We start from the raw sequence: 18,276 nt of genomic DNA, 5'->3' as shown, positions 1-18,276 counted from the left end.
TGTTTTTAATTTTAACTAAAAATTTGCTCTACTATTTCTTCTCTCCAACCATTATATATTGTCACAGGAGAAGATTTATAATATTTTTCAACCACTTCAATTATACGTGATTGGCTAATTTTTTTTTCAAGAGCAGTTACAAGTTCCAAAATTCTAAGGGCAAATATATCAATACCTTTTATAGTTTTATCACGTTGCTGTGTACTTTCAAATTCAATAAATGAACTTGCTCTAAATATATTGATTACATTTGAATCAAGCTTATCTGCTACAAATATAGTTAATACTCTTTTATTATCTCTAATTGCTAAGTTTGCCGTATGTCTAATTACTGGTTCAAGTTCTCCACGTTTTTGAGAGTTTATATCCATTAATGTAGCCTCAAGCATTAAAGTTACATCATCAAATTCTATAACAATATCTCCATCTCCGCCAACTGCATGTGTAAGTGGTTTGAAATTGCCATCAAGTGATAGATTTACACTTTTCCTTAAAGAAAATTTTTTCTCTGCAATGTAGAACCATGCTATTGCTAATACATATTCAAAGATTGTAGGAACTGTCGCTGAATCTGTTACAATACTCTGAATTTCTCTGTCATTTTCTATACTTCTATCGCTAAATAATCTAAGAAGTTCTGACACAGTTTTTCTTGGAAAGTCTTTTTCAATGACTTTCCTAAATCTATTTTCTTGTTCTTGCTCAAGTTGATATTCAAGAGTAGTAACATCTGTGACTCCGAACTTTTGTTTAATGATATTTTCAATATCTAGTACTTGTTCTGCTGATAAGTTTAGAATAACAGCTAAAGTAATATCTTTATAAAAATCACTTTCTATGTTTCCTTCGTAATTTTTAATATCTTCTATACCTGTTAAATTAATCTCATTCCCCGCAACTTTTAGTAAGCTTTCGATTATCCAAGGCTGAGTTAAATTAACAAGACCTTTATCAAAACTGATTATTCCTGAAAGTGCAAAGGTTCTCTTCGTCATATCAGAGTATTCTCTTACTAAATCTGCCTTTTTAGATAAGGTAAATTGAATATAAAAATCTTCTTTTTTATCTGAAAGCAATTTATGATTAACATTTAATTTCTCAAACTCTTCTGAAGTAAATTTATTGGTTCTTGGGAATTTAAATGGTAATTGATTAAATCCAAAAGCCTTTTTAATTGCAGGATTTTTAGAAATATCATTTAAAGCCTTTAAGCTATCGTATGATTTTGTATTTCTATATTCTTGAAGTGCTTTATAAAAATCTAAATATGCAAATTGCTTACTTTTGTTATTCTTAAACAACTCCCAAAACTCATCTTCATTTAGATTTTCTTGCGAGAAAATATTTCTAGCTTTCTCAATAGCAAGTGTTTTCTCATCATTCATATTATCTAAATAATTATCAAAGAATTTTTCAAACGTAATTTCTTCATCCACAACCTTTTGATAAACATTTATAATTTCATGGAGCTTTTCTTCTCCAATTTCTGGAGAAACTAAGTGTAAAATTAATAATAAATCATTTTCTCTTACATCTTTGTATTTTGATAAAAATTCTAATGCAACTCTAAAAGGATAAAAATATTTTAAACCATTAGGCTCATAAACTCTCAACTTATAAAATTGTCTAAAAAAAACTAAGTTATCAGTATATAAAGACATTAATTTTTCAAGTTTATCTTCTCTTGAATTACTATTCTTAACCCAGTTTAAAGCTACTTCGCTAAGTTCTCTCTTTTCATTAATTAAACCTGGCTTTATAAGAGCATTTGTTAAAGTTCTTCCACGTTTTGCTGGATTTGCCTCTAAACTCGCCTCTGTAAAAAATTTTGTATTATTAACAACGGTTTTAAAATACTCTGCTTGTGCTTCATTATTTTTTTCCCAAGTAGGATATAACTCTTTATGTACTATTAGAAGTGGTAATAAAACTTTATAATCTTCAAGTAAAGTCTTTCTTCTAAAGCTTGTATCACCCATATTGAAAACCGAACTTATGTCTTTTAATTTCATGGTTACTTCCCCCTATTTCAATAGTATAATTATAGCAAAAAAGCCACCCTATTGGTAGCTTTTAAGTCAATAATTTGTAATTAAAACTTCTTTTGTAACATTACCTTTAGCTTTTGATTGGTAGTTAGAATTATTATAATTAAAATTAAGTTCGTGGATATTGTATTTTTTTGCCCATTCAATAAGTACATTATTTTCTTCGCCTTTATGCTCTATTACATTACTAAGTGCAAATTTCACACCTTTTTTATTTGCTTTATCTAGATATTCGAGTAAATCTAAATCATCTTGAAGAGTCCACCCCCCAAGTTCATTATAACTCGCAGTTGATATTCTATAAGGTGGATCCACATAAATGAAATCATCTTTTGAATAGTTTCTAAATTCTCTAAAATCAAGATTTGAAAATTCTATCTTATTATCTTTTATAGCTTTATGGAAAGTTTTTAACTTAGTAACCATTTTATCATTAAAATCTCTTTTCCCTTGCGGAAGATTATACTCTCCCTTTGAGTTGAACCTAATTTGATTATTAAATCCAAAAACTATGAGAATGTAAAATACTAAGTTTTTATCATCTCCTGTAAATTTTCCATTATTATAATCTGTTTTCAATTTCTTAAAAGGTTCTTTGTTATATTCACCTACACCTTTACCACTATCTGAATTATAGTGAGCATAACCATATTGCTTTGTATTGCTAAGTCCGTACTCATCAATGAGAGTTTCTATTTTACATAAAAGAATATCAATATCTATACTTTTAAAAAACTTATAGAGTTCAACTAAATAGTACTTGATTTCATTTATATAAATCTTTTCTTTAGGCTTTGCATTTACCCCAACGTTTGCTCCTCCTGCAAACAAGTCAATAAAGTTATTATACTCTTTAGGAAATAATGGCTCTATCTGTGGCAAAAGCTTATATTTTCCACCAGTATAATTTAATGCTGATTGAACATAATAATTTTTATTAGTTTTTTTTTTGACTTCACATAAATAAAGAAGTTCTTTATGATTCTCTATCTTTGTCTTACCTGTTGTATATACATTAAAGTCTGTTTCAAAAATAATAACTTTCCCTTTTTTCTTAAGAGTTTCAATTATCTCTTCATTTGAGATTTTGGCATTAGAACGCCCTGCGCCCTTTTCAGCCATATTATTATAAGACACTAGAATGTACTTACTATCTATTCCTTGAATTAAATCTTCAAAGGCTTGTGGAGCTTTAACTGTGCAATAATCACTTTTAACTTTACTTCTATCCACCATCTTCATAGCTTTACCTATAACTTCTGGTTTTTTCCATTCCATTATGTTTTCAAGTAAATGATATGCGTCTCCATATTGGCGTGAATTATAAGGAGTATCTATATAAACTAAATCTGCAATTATACCTCTTACCAGTCTATTAGCATCACTATTATATACTTCATTTTTTTTATTTTCATTTAGTTCTGGAAGTCTTAATCTTAGTGGCATTGTACTATCCATTTTTTGCCGATACGCATCGTAATGCCCTACAGTATTAGCAACTTTATCCATAGCATAAAGAAGTGATGTTAGTAGAAAAGCTTTTTCACGTTCATTAATATCTTTATAGTTTTCTATTCTTTCACGAATTTCCCCTATCTTTTTAGCATTTTCCAATGTAAAATACTTATCGCCAAAATGCTCTGAAACATAATTTTCTTTAGTAGGTTCAAGTTTATTTAATTCTGAGAGTATTTGCTTGATTTTTTTATAGTTTACTTTTTCGGTTCCAAACCATGTTAAAAAAGACAAATAGTTAGAGTATAGAATATCGTTTACTATTATGTTCTTTCCTTTTTGCCTAAACATCTCTGCAACTGAACCCGTTCCACCGAATACATCAGCAACAGTGTTTACTCCGCTTGTATTTTCAGAAATTACTTTCCAAATGAAATCTAGCATTTTTTGTTTGCTACCCAAATATCTTCTGTTTGTAATTTTAAGTGTTTCAAGTTGTTCTGCTAGTTTATGTTTATTTTCTTTTTTTGACTCTATAAAAAATTGAATCTGACCTTCATTAGTTTCATCCCATTGGTACCAACCTTTATAATCTTTAATTGGCTTTGATATTAAGTTATCTCTCATCCAATTATCTAAAGTTTGACGAGTAATATTATATGTGCTTTCTATCTGTTTAGTAGTTTTCATTTTCACACTTCCTTAATTTAGGCAACCATTTCATTTTACAAGTAAGTTTATCATAGTTGAGACCATAATTCAATTTATAAATATTGCTTTTTTAGCTTTTTTTTAAAACAAATACATTAGCTAAGAGGGTGTCGCAAAATAATGGGCTTAGCTTCTTACCACCTTGGTAGATATAGGTGTCTGCCTCTCTGTCATAATCCATGTTTTCCCGTTTACTGATATCTTTCTTGAAACTGCGTTTTTTCCACTTCTCATAGGTCTGGGGCTTGATATACGGAATCTGATTATATTCTTTCAGATAGTTGTACCCTTCCTTGCTTTCGTAACAAGAATCAGCTGTCACACTTGGATAGCGCAATCTCAGTTCTTCTTCCATATGCTTTAGAAATGGTACCAGCGTCCAGATAAAGTATTTTATTTGCACATGACTCCAGCTTCGTTCCATCAATAAAAACCGTTTCTTTTGATAATTCTCCCATGAGAGCACGCCGCCGGACGAGCTGATAGAACAGGTCTCTGATATATGCTTGCACTCCTAATTTTCAAAATTGAGTTAAAACGAAGGACAAGCGGTGGCGATCGACCTCTTGCAGTAATTCCGCTTAACAAAAAAAGGGCATACTCCTGCCTTAAAAGTTTATTCGATTTTTTATATAAAGCGTCTATAACAATATTGATTGTATAAGTGATCTAATATCGTTGCATCTAACGAGCAGCGACGCAGTCAATATGGACCAACACATAAATCGTTCCGAGTTCGAAGGGCTATCGTAATTTGAGCATTAATAAAACCCCACCAAATACTCGTTTTTTTTATTTGGTGGGGTTTTCATTTATCGTTGATGATTATTTTATTTATCACTTTAGTGTAAATATTTTCTAATTTTTTGAAAGGTTTCCGCACTTACAGTATGTTCTGTTTGATAAGCCTCCTGTTCTGCAATTTCAGGGGCAACTCCAACCATTACAAGCTGATTTTTAAAGAAGCAATGGCGTTCATATATTTTTTCTGCGACCTTTTGCCCTGAGTCAGTTAAATGAAGATATCCTTCTTGATCCATATTCAAAAAGCCACCTTTTTTGAGTATGGAAACAGCGTGACTAATGCTGGGTTTTGTGTAATCCTCATCTGATGTATGAAATTGCATATTTCTTCCCTCCTAATTTATTTCAGTTTCCATCCAATCGCCTTTTTGCGAGCACTGATGAATTGATCATAGATACCGTTTTGATTTATTAGCTGTTCATGTGTACCTTGCTGGACAATATATCCATCAGCCAGTACAAAAATCCAATCAGCATTTCGTATGGTTTTCAGTCGATGTGCAATCATAATAACCGTTTTGTTTTTTGTTAATTCTGCAATCGCCTCCATTAGCATGTTCTCATTTTCCGGATCAACACTAGAGGTTGCTTCATCCAATATGATGATGGGCGCATCTTTTAAAATAGCACGAGCGATGGAAATTCGTTGTTTTTCACCACCCGACAACGATGCGCCGCCTTCTCCAATAACGGTGTCATAGCCATCAGGAAGTCTCATAATAAAGTCATGACAACAAGCTTTCTTTGCCGCAACCTTTACATCCTCATGCGTTGCATTCGGTTTCCCAAATCTGATATTGTTTTCAATCGTATCGGCAAACAGATAGACCTTCTGAAATACCTCGCTTATATTCATCAATAGACTATCCAGCGTATAGTTGCGGACATCTATTCCACCAATCGTGATTTTTCCACCATCTACGTCCCAAAAACGGGCAATAAGATTACATAGAGTGCTCTTGCCTGCACCAGAAGGCCCAATAATAGCAGTTGTTGTTTTCTGGGGGATTGATAAGCTGACATGATCCAGAATTTTATGATCACCATAAGAAAAAGAAACATTTTCAAATGCAATATCGTAATTAGACGGAGTCTGTACCTTCCCATTTTCATCCATGACCACTGTTCTATTAATTTCCTCAACTTTATCAATTGAGACATCCAGAAGTCGCAATAGTGAAGAAGTATTCCCAGCTGATTGAAGTTGTCCGAAAAGCATGAAGGAAGCAACCGTCATCAACAGACACATTGGCAAACTCATAGAGCCATTGAGGTAAAAAATCAACGCTTCGGTAATGATTACGACACTAGTGGCATAAAGGATAATTTGCTGTAAAACGGTGTAAGGAACAAATAAATGCTCTAGTTTCAAGTTTTTATTTTTGCTTTCTAAAATAGCCTGTTTTATTTTACTGTAGGAGTTTCGCCCAAGGTTAAAGGATTTGACAATTAACATTCCTTGCACATACTCCAATACATTTGAGACAAGAGATTCTTGGGCCGCCTGTCTTTCAGGGGATACTTTTTCTGATTTTTTTTGCAGACTGCTGATGCACCAGGTAAACAGCAAAACACCGCAGAAAATTGTTAATCCTATCCGCCAATCAATCATAAACATAACAATTGTAATAATCGTTACATGAATATATCCGCCTAAAATGTTAGTCAACACTGATGATGCATTGTTCTCAATATCACCCATCGTGGTAGTAACAACAGAAGTCAAATTACCCAGATTGTGATCACTGAAATACCCCATCGGCATATACTTAATGCGGTCACCAATATGAATGCGCTTTTCGGCGCACATTAAATAGCCGATTTTTACTTTATAAAAATCTGAAATATAGCTGCAAATAATTTTCATAATCATACTGGCAAAAGTAATCCCAAATATCTGCCAGATTGTAGCCGCTTCAAAACCATTTATAATACCGGAAAAAACCAGTGCAAGCGCGGCAAATGACATCATATCGAAAATAGAATGCAATACCGAAAACAGAATTGTCGTTTTCATTGTTCCTTGCATTTTACCTGAAAAATAGTATATTTTTTTTAATGTGCGAATCATTTTTATCCCCCTTAAGCAACATCTTTTGTATCCATGTGTGCTTTCCACATTTCCTGATACAAAGAGCATGTCTGAAGCAGGTTCTGATGAGTACCCTCCGCTTCAATATGTCCATTCTTTACCACAACAATTTTGTCTGCATCGGTAATCGTAGAGAGACGATGTGCAATCATCAGAACTGTTTTTCCGGCAATTATCTTCGCCATGGCTTCCTGAATCAACGCTTCGTTTTCTGCATCAATATAGGCTGTTGCCTCGTCGAGAATGACGATAGGCGCATTTTTCAACACAGCTCTTGCAATCGCAATCCTCTGTCGCTCACCTCCGGAAAGATGTCCACCTGCACCACCTACGACTGTTTGGAAACCATTTTCTAATTTCAAGATAAAGTCATAGCATCCACAATCCCTTGCTGCCTGATAGACTTCTTCATCCGTCGCGGTGGGCTTTCCCATTCTGATATTCTCAAGTACTGTTTCATCAAATAAATAGTTGTCCTGTGATATGTAGGCAACCTGATTCATCAACTGTTCTAATGGAATTTTTCGTATATTGATACCATCAATTTTAACCGCTCCAACGGTCACATCCCAAAAGCCCGCAATCAACTTTGTTATCGTAGACTTACCGCCTCCACTCGGACCTACAAAGGCTGTAATTGTTTTTTCTGGAATAGTAAGGTTGACCTGCTCTAAAAGTGATGTGCCCTCTTCATAAGAGAAACTTACATTCTCCATTGAGATGCTGGATGTATCAAGTTTGACTGGTTGCACAGGTCGTTCCAACTCTTTTTCGTCCAGAACGGAACAGATTTCTCCTACAATAGACTTCATCTGCGCAATGCTGTCTGTAAAATTCAATGCATTGAGAATCGGAGTAATAATTCCCAGTGCCAAAACAATGCATGTGACAAAAACCGGAACACTCAAGTTGCCATTGCGGTATAAGACACAACCAACAGGAAGTACACTGACCAACACACTTGGCCAAACCGTAAACACCATAGACTTATAAATCTGAACACTCTTCATCCAATTTACGGCATATAAAGCATTATCCTCAACGGCATCAGAATACTTCTGATATGAATTTGCTGATTGATTAAAAGCTTTGATAACTTCAATTCCTCCGATATACTCTACAACCGTATTTGTCATTTTACGAACGCGCATCATAAGCCCCTGAAATTTTTCTTCATAGCCATTCGCCATTCCTTTGTAGCAGAGCATACCTATAGGCAATGTTACCATTGATGCAAGCGCCATTCTCCAATCAAGAAACAGTAGATAAATCAAGATACAGACTGGAATACAAAAGTTCGCAGTTAATTCAGGAATCAGATGAGCGAGAGTTGTTTCCATACCTTCTACACGATCCACAAGAATATTTTTGAGTTGACCAGACGGTGTGTTAATAATGTATCCCATCGGAACCCTTGTGAGCTTGTCCACAAGCTGAATTCGAATTTCAGACAGTGTTTCAAAGGTTGCGGTATGGGAAACAAAAGTAGAAAGGTTGAAAAAGCACACTTTTGCTAAAAAACCAACACCAGCTATGACGCACCATCTTAAATAAACGGAAACAGTTGTTTCCCCTCCAATTAACAACAGTACAATTTTAGAAACTACAAAAAATGGCACTAAACCAGCGGCAACACCGAGGATAGCTAAAACGACTGATAGGACATATTTACCTTTGTAAAGAGCTGCAAATTCCATCAATCTGGACATAGGACTTTGTTCTTTATCCATTTCACAATCGATCCTTTCTTAATAAAATAGAGATTGGTTAATTCTTGTTAACCAACCTCTAGTATAGTGATTTGATTTTTTCCTGCTACTCTGATAAGCCTGTTAATCCCCTATTTAGACAAAATCTTTCAGCATTACTTAACAGGCTGCACATTGTTAATGTCAAAGAACTGAGGAACGCTGGAAAATGTGTATCCTGCAATTTTAGCAGTATTATACACCACTAAATCCTTGGAATAGGAAATCGGCAAATCAATAACATTATCATTGGAAATGTTCAATGCGGTCGCAATCGTCTCCTGAACCGCGTCAGGTTCCGCAGTTGTGGAAAACTTATTAACTGCAGCAGAATAATCCTCAAAATTACCCAAGGCTTGCAGAGAAACTGCATGAGGATCGGCGCCAAGAGTTTCCTGAAGGAATTTGTGGGGTTCTGTATAAGAACCTTCCGTGTTCCAAGTGGTAATATCATAGTTGCCAGCAACGCCTTCCGTCCACCATGTCATCTGATCTTGTCCAGTGGTCTCAGCGTTAATACCCACTTTGGCAAGTTGTGTTTTTATTGCCAGGGCCATTTCCTGCGCGAGAGAAATATCTGCCCAATAGGTATAATTGAGCGTTAGCGCTTTTCCATTTTTCTCACGGAAACCTGTTTTTTCGTTCATTACCCAGCCCGCTTCATCCAGTAGCGTACTGGCCTTGTCTAAATCAAAATTCCGCATAGTTTTGTAACTAATATCTGTATAAGGTGCGCCTTTACTGAACAGTGTCGTAGCCGGAGTTTCATATCCGTAGGTCAGCCCCTCAGTAATTTCCTGCTTATTAATTGCATAAGCAATTGCTTCACGAACCTTAACATCACTAAGCACATGGCTTGCAGCATTTAGCACCAAATTACGTGTCAGCGTATTGCCTTCATTTATTTCACCAGTAATACCATCCAGAGTGATTGCCTGATTGTAATCATCGTATGTAATTAGTTCTGCTCCATAAATCATATCTACTTCGCCAGTCTGTAACGCCTGTAGGCGGGAAGAAGCCTCTGGAATATATTTTACAATGACCTCATCATAATACGGAGCTTCGCCCCAATAGTTTTCGTTCCGAACAAAGCGAGTGCAGTCTCCAGAAATAATCTCATCTCGTACATAAGTGCCAGTTCCTACTACATCCTTGAAGGTTTGGAAATTTCCCGCTTCGAAGACATTGGGCGACATCATACCCGCAACATTCTGGAAACAGAAATCATTTAAATAGGAGAAACATGGAGCCTCATAATGAACAGCAACCGTGTATTTATCAATTGCCTCAACACTCAGGATATTATAAATACCCTTAATGCCACTAAAATTGGAGTTTGAACGATTAAATTCCAAAATGGCTTTTACACTTTCAGCATTAAATTCCGTTCCATCGGTAAAAGTAATGCCCTGATGCAGCTTGAATGTGAGTACTGTATTGGTATCGTCCCAGCTCCATTCTTCAGCCAGCTTTGGGACTATTTTACCGTTTTCGTAGGCCACCAGCGTTTCATATACGAGACCGCAAGCGATATTGTTTTCTTTATTCATAGTTAAAGTTGTTAGGTTATCCAACTCCTTTGCGGTACAAATAGTTAATACCTTTGTAGAGGATGTCTGGCTTGTGTCAGTCGTTTTGGCATTTTGCCCGCAGCCAGCCAAGCAAAATGTTAGGAGAAGGCAACTTAAGAGCATCGAGAGAATTCTTTTCCAGGTATTTTTCATGTTATTTCATTCCTTTCTGTGTTGAGATTTATTTTATTAGATGCCCCTGCTCCACAATCCTGCCATTTTGCATAATTGCAATCCGATTGGAAATTCGCATAGCATCCTTCCGACTATGGGTTACAAAAACGCAGGAACAGCGGTGTAGTTTTGCAGCGTTCTCTACTAAGGTAAGTACGGCATCGGTTGAAATTAAATCGAGACCGCTTGTCACTTCGTCCATGATTAAATAATCCGGCTCTATAGCCATGGCTCGAAGCAACGATAGTCGGCGCTGTTCTCCGCCTGAGAGCCGGCACACTGGGGTATCCAGCAGCTTATGATTCATGTAAACAGCCTCCATCAAATCATAGATACGCCGTTTTCGTTCTTTTCGATTATACGAAGTTAAATTTATCAGCGCTTCTTCCACATTGGAAAATGCTGATCTTGCTGGATTTAGGGTACCGGAAGAGTCTTGAAACACAGCTTGTATCTTTTTACGATTGCTTTTCCATGTACGATAATTCCACGGTGTAATATCTTCACCATCTAACAAAATGGTTCCAGATGTGGGTTTTTCCATCCCAATCAGCAATCTTGCTAACGTACTTTTACCCGAACCACTTTCACCCTCTATCGCCAGATTTTCACCCTTTTCCAAACGAATGTTAATATCACAGAGCGCATGAAACGCACCTTGTATTTCACTGCGATAAATTTGATTCACATTTTGTATTGCAATTTCTCCCACTCCCATTCACCTCGGCTTTCTTTCCTACTTAAGCTTGCGAATTGCTTCATCCAGTCCGTTTGCGGTTTGGTTAATAGTTGATTCATATTGCCTTGTTCAATTACCTTTCCTACTCCAAGCACATAAATATTGTTACAAAGTCTTTGAAGTGCGTCGACATCATGGGAAACAAACAGAATACCCTTATCCTGCATTTGCATCCGCAACACATCTAATAGCAGATTGCGGTTTTCTTCATCCAGTGCAGCCGTTGGCTCGTCCGCAAGGATATAGTCGGGTGACATCCCTAATAAAATGGCTGCAGCCACTCGTTGCAGCATCCCTCCCGAAAGTTCCCCAGGGTATGCATGCAGCACTCTTTGTGTCTCCTTCAGATTGACTAAATCCAATTTTTCTTTTGCAAGAGCAATTGCCTTGGGTTTAGTCAATTGCAAACGTCTCTGAAAAGTCTCCTGAATTTGATAGCCTATTTTCAGTCGGCTATCAAAAGCAGTCATTGGGTTCTGTGGTATAAAACCAATCTTCTTCCCGCACAAGCCACGATGTTCCCTGCGCGAAAGCCTGAGTAAATCTGTGTCATCCATAAAAATTTCCCCGTCCTTAATTTGACAGTCCTTGTGTAGCATTCCGAATATACTTCGCAGCAATGTTGTTTTTCCAGAACCGCTATGGCCAGTAAGTCCAATGATTGCCCCGGAAGGTATTTCTATGGACACTTGATTCAACAGGAAACGCCCTGATTTTTCTTTTACACTTAGTTGGTTGATTTTTAGCATCATGTCGCCTCCTTTTTAAGTCAATCGTCTGCCCAAAATATTAAAACAGAGCGTCGATAAAATAACGGCACCGATTGGGTACAAAATCATGATAGGATGTAGAACCAGTGCACCACGCGCATCTAGAATCATGCTGCCCCAATCTACAACATTATCTCCCAATCCTAATCCGATGAAGGAGAAAGCTGTAATTGCCAGTATCATGTCTGCACAAGATAAACAGAGAAAACGTATCATCTCCGCAATTAAATTGGGGAGGATATGAATCATCAATATTCGCAGTTTTGAAGCTCCGGAAGCAACTGCACACATAACATAGGCTTTTCCCATTTCCATATCAGTTCGGGTTCGCACCAGTTTAATATAGCGAAGGATATAGGATACGGTCAGCGCAAATAACGTGGTTTTCGCTCCACTCCCCCAAGCGCCTATAAAAACGATCAGGTATGCAATAGGCGGTATTGCGGTGACTGCATTGATGAATCCGTCAATTAGAGTATTTCCTTTCATTACCGCTCGGCTTGTTGCCATACCGATGATTGTCCCCAACGAAAAGACGATCATCGAGCCGCCCAGCACGATTCCAAGTGTTGTCCAGCCTCCATAAAGAATTCGTGAGAAAATACACCGCCCCAACTGATCGGTTCCAAACAGGTACGTAGTGCTCGGTTTCTGAAATCTTGTCAAAAGATTGGATTCCATGGGATTATTGGGTGCAAATAGAAATCCAATTAAAAACAGCACAATCACAAGCACGGGAATTATAACGAAAAGATTGAATACCTCGCTTTTCTTTTTCATTTACGCCACCTCCCTTTTTCTTTGAATTGCCCATTGAATCAAATCAGCAGCAATATTGCATAGGGCAATCGCTAGCGCAAGAAAGAACACCTCAGCATGGATCATAGGCGTATCTCGATCCAATACATGATTGACAATCAAATAGCCGAAGCCAGGAATAGAAAAAATCTGCTCAATTACAGTTGCGTTTGCCAGCGCCAAACCTATACTTTGCAGAAAGCTAGGAATCAGTCCAACTGCGGCTCTAGGCAGAAAATGAAAAAATAAAAGTCTACTTTCCGACAGTCCACGGCAACGAGCATAGAATGCATACTCTTCCTTACTTTCATGCTCCAGTGCATCCATTAACATTGGTGTATAGAAGGAAGCCCCAAACACCCCAATGCAAAGTGCAGGTGATATGTAGCTAAGGAAACTGGTATTCCCCGTTACAGCAATCAGAGATTTTTTTACTGCGAAGTAATCCAGATATACTGTTGCTAAGTAAAATGATGGGATAGAAACACCTAAAATACAAATGATCTGCAAAACGCTTTTGGGTATCTTCCAAGGTGACAAAAATGCAATGCAGCTCAACACAATAATAGTAATAATTTGAAATACGGATGCTATGAAAACAATTCCAAGTGTTTTTGGAAAAGCAGTTGCAATATCAGTCCAAACCTTATGTCCATTTGCCAGTGATGTTCCAAGATCAAAATGAAGTAAATCAATTACCCAACGTCCGTATTGAATCAGTAAGGGTTTATCAAAACCCAACTGTAACCGAATCGCTTCGATTTGCTCGATTGTGGGGCTTCCAATCATTCGTTTGGCATATGCGGTTGCCGGGTCAACGGATGACAAGCGCATCAAGAGAAACGAAAGTAACGTCACAAAAAATAGTGTAAATATCAACTCAATCATTTTTTTCAGAATATATTTTTTCATATCCTGTCTCATGTTCAATCACCTCCTTGATTTTAGTTAGACTAAGCTAACTATAGTTTTAAAAAAAGGAGCGCTCTACAGCGCCCTTAAGTCATCCGCTCTCGCAGATAAGAGTTTATATAATTATATTTTTATTTGCTACTCTAAAAAGACCAATATCCCTCTATTTGGACAATTTCTTTCTATATTCGGATGGCAGTTCTCCAAATTCTTTTCTAAAAGCCTCTGAAAACTTACTTGGGTTATCATAGCCCATTTTCATAGCAATTTCTGTAACGCTTTCCGCTGTATCTCTCAATAAAATTATACTTGCTTGCATACGGTAGGATTTCATATAAGAATAAATAGAGCAGCCGTAAACTCCCTTAAAACACACTTTCATAGATGTAAGAGGTATAACAAATTTTTTTGATAGCTCTTGCAATGTGTAATGTCTTTGCAAGTCGGAGATCATGTATGCCTGCATTTGTTTTACTGCTCGAACCTGATTCTTTGAAAAGTATCGACGCTCCTCTTGATATTCACCAACCTTGACATCATTCAGAAACATGAGCAATTCTAATACTTTAACTTTTAAATAGTGTGCTATCATTTTTGGAGTGACTCTATACAGCTCGGAAAAAATATGTTCAATAATGTTATGCCCTCGCAGAACAAAACAAGTATCTTTTCTGCAAAGACGCTCCGCAATCTGACACAAATCAATATGCAGACCACCCAGCACATTTTCAACTTGCTTCATTGTGGTTACTGCTTCATTCAAATCAATCGTAATAGAAATTCCGTGATAATGTGATAATGGGAAAGTGGTTGATGTAGTTTCATTTGTTAGACGATTGATTGAAAGGTCACCTGCTCCAACATATTGGCAATCCCCATTACTAAAAACACACTCAAATCGACCTTCTCTACAATGATTGATTTCAAGCACATCAGGGTGTGGAAGTTTATTTTCATTTTGTCCGTCTTTCATATGAAAATCGTTATAAAATAGTTCAATGCCGGGTAATATTTTGTATCGGGTAATAACGCCCTCACCAGTTTCATTTTGCATCTTATATACAGAACAGCCGTCTTCACTTGCTGTTTTTTGTACCTCTGGATCAAAAAAATCCGTTATTTGTTTGTCATTCATCTTTCACCTTATCCTTTACTAGAATTATTTAAAGCATAATTTTATTCCAAATTACGAAAAAATAAGATTTGCTAAGTCATCAATATTTTCACATCAGGTTAGCTATACCTAACCACGAAATTATAACACACATGTTTTATTTTTTCTACCTTAACAAGCAAGCTGAAAGTTATAACAAAATAACTTCTAACGCCTGACATAATAGAAATCTTCTAAGGCTCTCTAAAAGAGATTGGAGTATTTTCGTCCAATTATAGAATTTATAGTCCAAACAGATGGAATTCTAACCTTTCAGAGTGGTACGTACGTTAATTAAACACTTTCCTGCCTTGGGCTGGAGAGCTGTATGGGTATTTTAACAGTCGTATCCTTAATTGTTTTGATAATTGCATCCGTTGTTCTGAAAATCCGGATGTAAGGCAGAAAACAAAAAAATTAGTGAATTAAATTCAGCCTTCTTTAAATCCTCTCTTCTTTAATGACCTAATCTAACCTATAAATTCACTTTAAAATCTTGACATTTTTCAAAAGTTATGATAGTCTTTTAAAGACTCATCGGAGGAGAATTACTCCATAGAGAGAACTCTAAGAAGTAATTTTGCCGGATAAGATGGTATATCGAGAGATATGCTATTTTATCCGGCTTATTTTTTTGCAAAGAAAGGAGAAATTATGACAAAAATATCTGATTTTACAGAGGGTAAAATTTTATCACCTCTATTAAAGTTTGCTATGCCTGTACTCCTTGCTATGTTCTTGCAGGTAATGTATGGTGCGGTTGACCTTCTTATTGTCGGACAATTTGGTTCTGCAATAGATGTTTCGGCAGTTGCAACAGGAAGTCAAGTGATGATGACTATTACTTCCATTATTAATGGGTTTGCAATGGGAGTTACAATACTTATGGGGCAAAAGCTCGGTCAAGGCAAGTATAAGGAAGCTGGAAATGTAGTAGGCAGCGGTATCTGCATTTTTACTGTACTCGCAGTTATCATCACTGCTGCTATGCTTATTTTCGCTGTGCCAATTTCAAGGCTAATGCACGCACCAGTGGAAGCATTTGACGACACGGTGTTATATGTACGCATTTGCTCAGCAGGTACTATTTTTATTGTTGCTTACAATGTGATTTGCGGTATTTTTAGAGGACTTGGAGATTCTAAAACTCCGCTTATAACAGTATCAATTGCCTGTGTTGCTAATATTTTAGGAGATATTCTTTTGGTTGTTGGATTTCATATGAATGTTGCAGGTGTAGCGATTGCAACTGTATTTGCACAGGCAATCAGTGTACTGCTTTCTATCATCATTATTAATAAACGTGGGCTGCCCTTTGAATTTTCAAAAAGCTGTGTTCGTTTTCATAAGGGTCTTACCTCACAAATTCTAAAATATGGAGCTCCAATTGCCCTGCAAGATGGACTTGTAAACTTATCATTCCTTGCTATTACCACCATTGTAAATTCACTTGGTGTCATCGCTTCCGCAGGTGTTGGTGTAGCAGAAAAGTTAGCCGGATTTATTATGCTTGTGCCATCCGCTTTTGCACAGTCAGTTGCCGCATTTGTTGCTCAAAACTATGGTGCAAAAAAATATACCAGGGCAAAAAAGACTTTGGCTTATGGTATTGGCGCCTCCATATGTTTTGGTGTCGTGATGGCATACTTAACCTTTTTTCATGGGAATTTGCTTTCCGGAATGTTCTCAAAAGATGTTGCAGTCATAAATGCCTCTTGGGATTATATGAAAGCCTATGCCATTGACTGTTTGCTCACCTCCTTCTTGTTTAGTATGATTGGATTTTTTAATGGATGTGGCAAAACAACCTTTGTTATGTTTCAAGGAATTTTCGGTGCCTTTTGTATTAGGATTCCATTGTCTTATATGATCAGTAAAGTCGCCCCAACCTCGCTATTTTATATAGGACTTGCCACGCCCTCCTCCACTTTTGTACAAGTAGTATTTTGCCTTGTTTATTTTATAATTGTTTCAAAAAATTATAAGAAAAGAATGGATATAGAAAATGAGAATCACTTTTAATAAACTTTGCACCACCAATATAGAAGACGCCGCCAATGTAATCATTGAAGCCTATAAAATGCCCCCTTGGTGCAATGTTTGGTCGATAGAAAAGGCACAAAAAAGCATTACAGTATCAATGAACAACCCGCAAGACAGGTGTTTTGCTGCTTTTGAAGATGATGTTTTTGTTGGTGTACTAATCGGCAGAATACAAATTTATGCAGAAGATGAATTTTACATCATGCAGCTTGCTATTCACCCACAATTCAGTAGAAAAGGTATCGGCAGTAAATTACTTACATACTGTATGGAACAAATAAAATCAGAAGGAATCACACATATAGAGTTAATGACTGCCCCGCACGACACTGTGTTTTATGAAAAATGCAGGTTCAATTCCAGCGATGCTATAAACTTTTGGAAAGATTTATAGTAAACCTTACTTTTTACATTTAAAACAGAGGACATAAGAGCCTGAAAAGTGCTGAAAACGTGGTGATTTCCGGCACTTTTACCGTCATTTTTTTTGTTTAAAAACAGATATTTCCCTTGCTTATTTTTATATCATGATGAGCTTTTTTCTGCTCAATTTCCAGTCCATCCAGAAGCCATTCTATTTGCTTTGCGGAAATCTCTCTGACTATCTGAGAATCTTTTGGCCATTGAAATTTCATCTTTTCCATTAGTTTCTTATGTGCCAGTATAAATCCATTTCTGTCATAACGCAGGATTTTAACAGAATCTTTTTTCTTATTGCAGAAGACAAATATGCAGGCTTCTGCAAACGGATTCATTCCGAATTGGAGCTGTACCATGGATACAAGGCTGCTGATCTGTTTACGAAAGTCTGTAGCACCAATCGCAAGATATATATGCCTAGCATCAGCAGTAAAACGATTCAGCATTCTCTCACCAGCTTTTGCATCAGTTCTGCCAAGAGTGGAATCTGTTGTGGGTCATTTACAAAAATCGAAAAATCCCTCCAATTGACGATTATTTTGCTATCAGCTGCACCAGCCTTCTTTTCTTTTAATGAATCATTGACCATGACTTCAACGAATCTGTTTTCCATTAAACCCAGCTGGTCATCCTGGACTTTACGGCGCCAGTAATAATAAGCATGTTTCGTAATTCCATTTCTTTTACACCAATCCTCAACCTTTAAGCCGCTGGCTGCTCTGTCAGCAAAGCGCTCCTTCCACAGGATGACATTGTTAGTTTTCATTATGATTTTCCTCCAGTAATCTTATTGATGGAAGAATACCATTTTTAAAGCTCAGATGGAATGACGCCT

General features: G+C 36.6%; 15 protein-coding genes and 1 pseudogene. 2 read left to right on the top strand and 14 right to left on the bottom strand.

What is annotated here, in order from left to right:
• Positions 1-11 precede the first annotated feature (11 nt).
• The 12 genes and pseudogenes from acsn021_RS06880 to acsn021_RS06825 all read right to left on the bottom strand — a co-directional run bounded on the left by acsn021_RS06880 (position 12) and on the right by acsn021_RS06825 (position 14,960).
• Positions 12-2,012 (bottom strand): AlwI family type II restriction endonuclease, encoded by a 2,001-nt coding sequence (locus tag acsn021_RS06880; RefSeq protein WP_184092472.1) that lies wholly within the window; start codon positions 2,010-2,012, stop codon positions 12-14.
• A gap of 66 nt (positions 2,013-2,078) precedes the next feature.
• Positions 2,079-4,193: a Dam family site-specific DNA-(adenine-N6)-methyltransferase gene (locus acsn021_RS22850; RefSeq protein ID WP_184092471.1), complete on the bottom strand. Its 2,115-nt coding sequence runs from the start codon at positions 4,191-4,193 to the stop codon at positions 2,079-2,081.
• Between the two features lie 136 nt (positions 4,194-4,329).
• Positions 4,330-4,599: pseudogene (locus tag acsn021_RS06870) on the bottom strand (IS5/IS1182 family transposase); the annotation flags it as partial.
• A gap of 457 nt (positions 4,600-5,056) precedes the next feature.
• Complete coding sequence (locus acsn021_RS06865) at positions 5,057-5,341, bottom strand: metal-dependent transcriptional regulator (protein ID WP_184092469.1); 285 nt, start codon at positions 5,339-5,341, stop codon at positions 5,057-5,059.
• Between the two features lie 17 nt (positions 5,342-5,358).
• A complete protein-coding gene (locus acsn021_RS06860; RefSeq protein WP_184092468.1) occupies positions 5,359-7,089 on the bottom strand; it encodes an ABC transporter ATP-binding protein in 1,731 nt (576 codons plus the stop codon).
• 11 nt (positions 7,090-7,100) lie between these two features.
• Positions 7,101-8,840 carry an ABC transporter ATP-binding protein gene (locus tag acsn021_RS06855; RefSeq protein ID WP_184092467.1) on the bottom strand — a complete coding sequence of 580 codons (1,740 nt, stop codon included), beginning with the start codon at positions 8,838-8,840 and terminating at the stop codon, positions 7,101-7,103.
• A 134-nt stretch (positions 8,841-8,974) separates the two neighbouring features.
• On the bottom strand, positions 8,975-10,585 hold the full coding sequence (locus acsn021_RS06850) for a nickel ABC transporter substrate-binding protein (protein WP_184092466.1): 1,611 nt from the start codon (positions 10,583-10,585) through the stop codon (positions 8,975-8,977).
• 28 nt (positions 10,586-10,613) lie between these two features.
• On the bottom strand, positions 10,614-11,324 hold the full coding sequence (locus tag acsn021_RS06845; RefSeq protein ID WP_184092465.1) for an ATP-binding cassette domain-containing protein: 711 nt from the start codon (positions 11,322-11,324) through the stop codon (positions 10,614-10,616).
• Entirely contained in the window at positions 11,291-12,097 is an 807-nt protein-coding gene (locus acsn021_RS06840) for an ABC transporter ATP-binding protein (RefSeq protein WP_243167839.1), read from the bottom strand. Before acsn021_RS06840 ends, acsn021_RS06845 begins: the two co-directional genes overlap by 34 nt.
• A 12-nt stretch (positions 12,098-12,109) precedes the next feature.
• The gene (locus acsn021_RS06835) at positions 12,110-12,895 is read right to left on the bottom strand and encodes an ABC transporter permease (RefSeq protein ID WP_184092464.1); all 786 of its coding nucleotides are present in this window, start codon (positions 12,893-12,895) and stop codon (positions 12,110-12,112) included.
• Positions 12,896-13,837, bottom strand: a complete 942-nt coding sequence (locus tag acsn021_RS06830; protein ID WP_184092463.1) for an ABC transporter permease — start codon at positions 13,835-13,837, stop codon at positions 12,896-12,898. It abuts the gene before it with no gap.
• Between the two features lie 151 nt (positions 13,838-13,988).
• Entirely contained in the window at positions 13,989-14,960 is a 972-nt protein-coding gene (locus acsn021_RS06825) for a helix-turn-helix domain-containing protein (RefSeq protein ID WP_184092462.1), read from the bottom strand.
• Between the two features lie 672 nt (positions 14,961-15,632).
• Here acsn021_RS06825 and acsn021_RS06820 point away from each other — a divergent pair.
• Both acsn021_RS06820 and acsn021_RS06815 read left to right on the top strand, forming a co-directional pair.
• Positions 15,633-17,000: an MATE family efflux transporter gene (locus acsn021_RS06820; protein ID WP_184092461.1), complete on the top strand. Its 1,368-nt coding sequence runs from the start codon at positions 15,633-15,635 to the stop codon at positions 16,998-17,000.
• A complete protein-coding gene (locus tag acsn021_RS06815; protein WP_184092460.1) occupies positions 16,984-17,415 on the top strand; it encodes a GNAT family N-acetyltransferase in 432 nt (143 codons plus the stop codon). The genes acsn021_RS06820 and acsn021_RS06815 overlap by 17 nt, the downstream gene beginning before the upstream one ends.
• 97 nt (positions 17,416-17,512) lie before the next feature.
• Here the strand turns inward: acsn021_RS06815 and tnpB are convergent, their stop codons facing one another.
• Both tnpB and tnpA read right to left on the bottom strand, forming a co-directional pair.
• Positions 17,513-17,887, bottom strand: coding sequence for an IS66 family insertion sequence element accessory protein TnpB (tnpB, locus tag acsn021_RS06810; RefSeq protein ID WP_185264986.1), 375 nt, complete (start codon positions 17,885-17,887; stop codon positions 17,513-17,515).
• The gene (gene tnpA / locus acsn021_RS06805; protein WP_184092458.1) at positions 17,881-18,207 is read right to left on the bottom strand and encodes an IS66 family insertion sequence element accessory protein TnpA; all 327 of its coding nucleotides are present in this window, start codon (positions 18,205-18,207) and stop codon (positions 17,881-17,883) included. The genes tnpB and tnpA overlap by 7 nt, the downstream gene beginning before the upstream one ends.
• Between the last annotated feature and the right edge of the window lie 69 nt (positions 18,208-18,276).

The sequence above is a fragment of the Anaerocolumna cellulosilytica genome (assembly GCF_014218335.1).
Classification (GTDB): Bacteria; Bacillota; Clostridia; order Lachnospirales; family Lachnospiraceae; genus Anaerocolumna; species Anaerocolumna cellulosilytica.
Note: the sequence above shows the minus strand (reverse complement) of the source record. Positions and strands in the feature narration are given on the sequence as shown.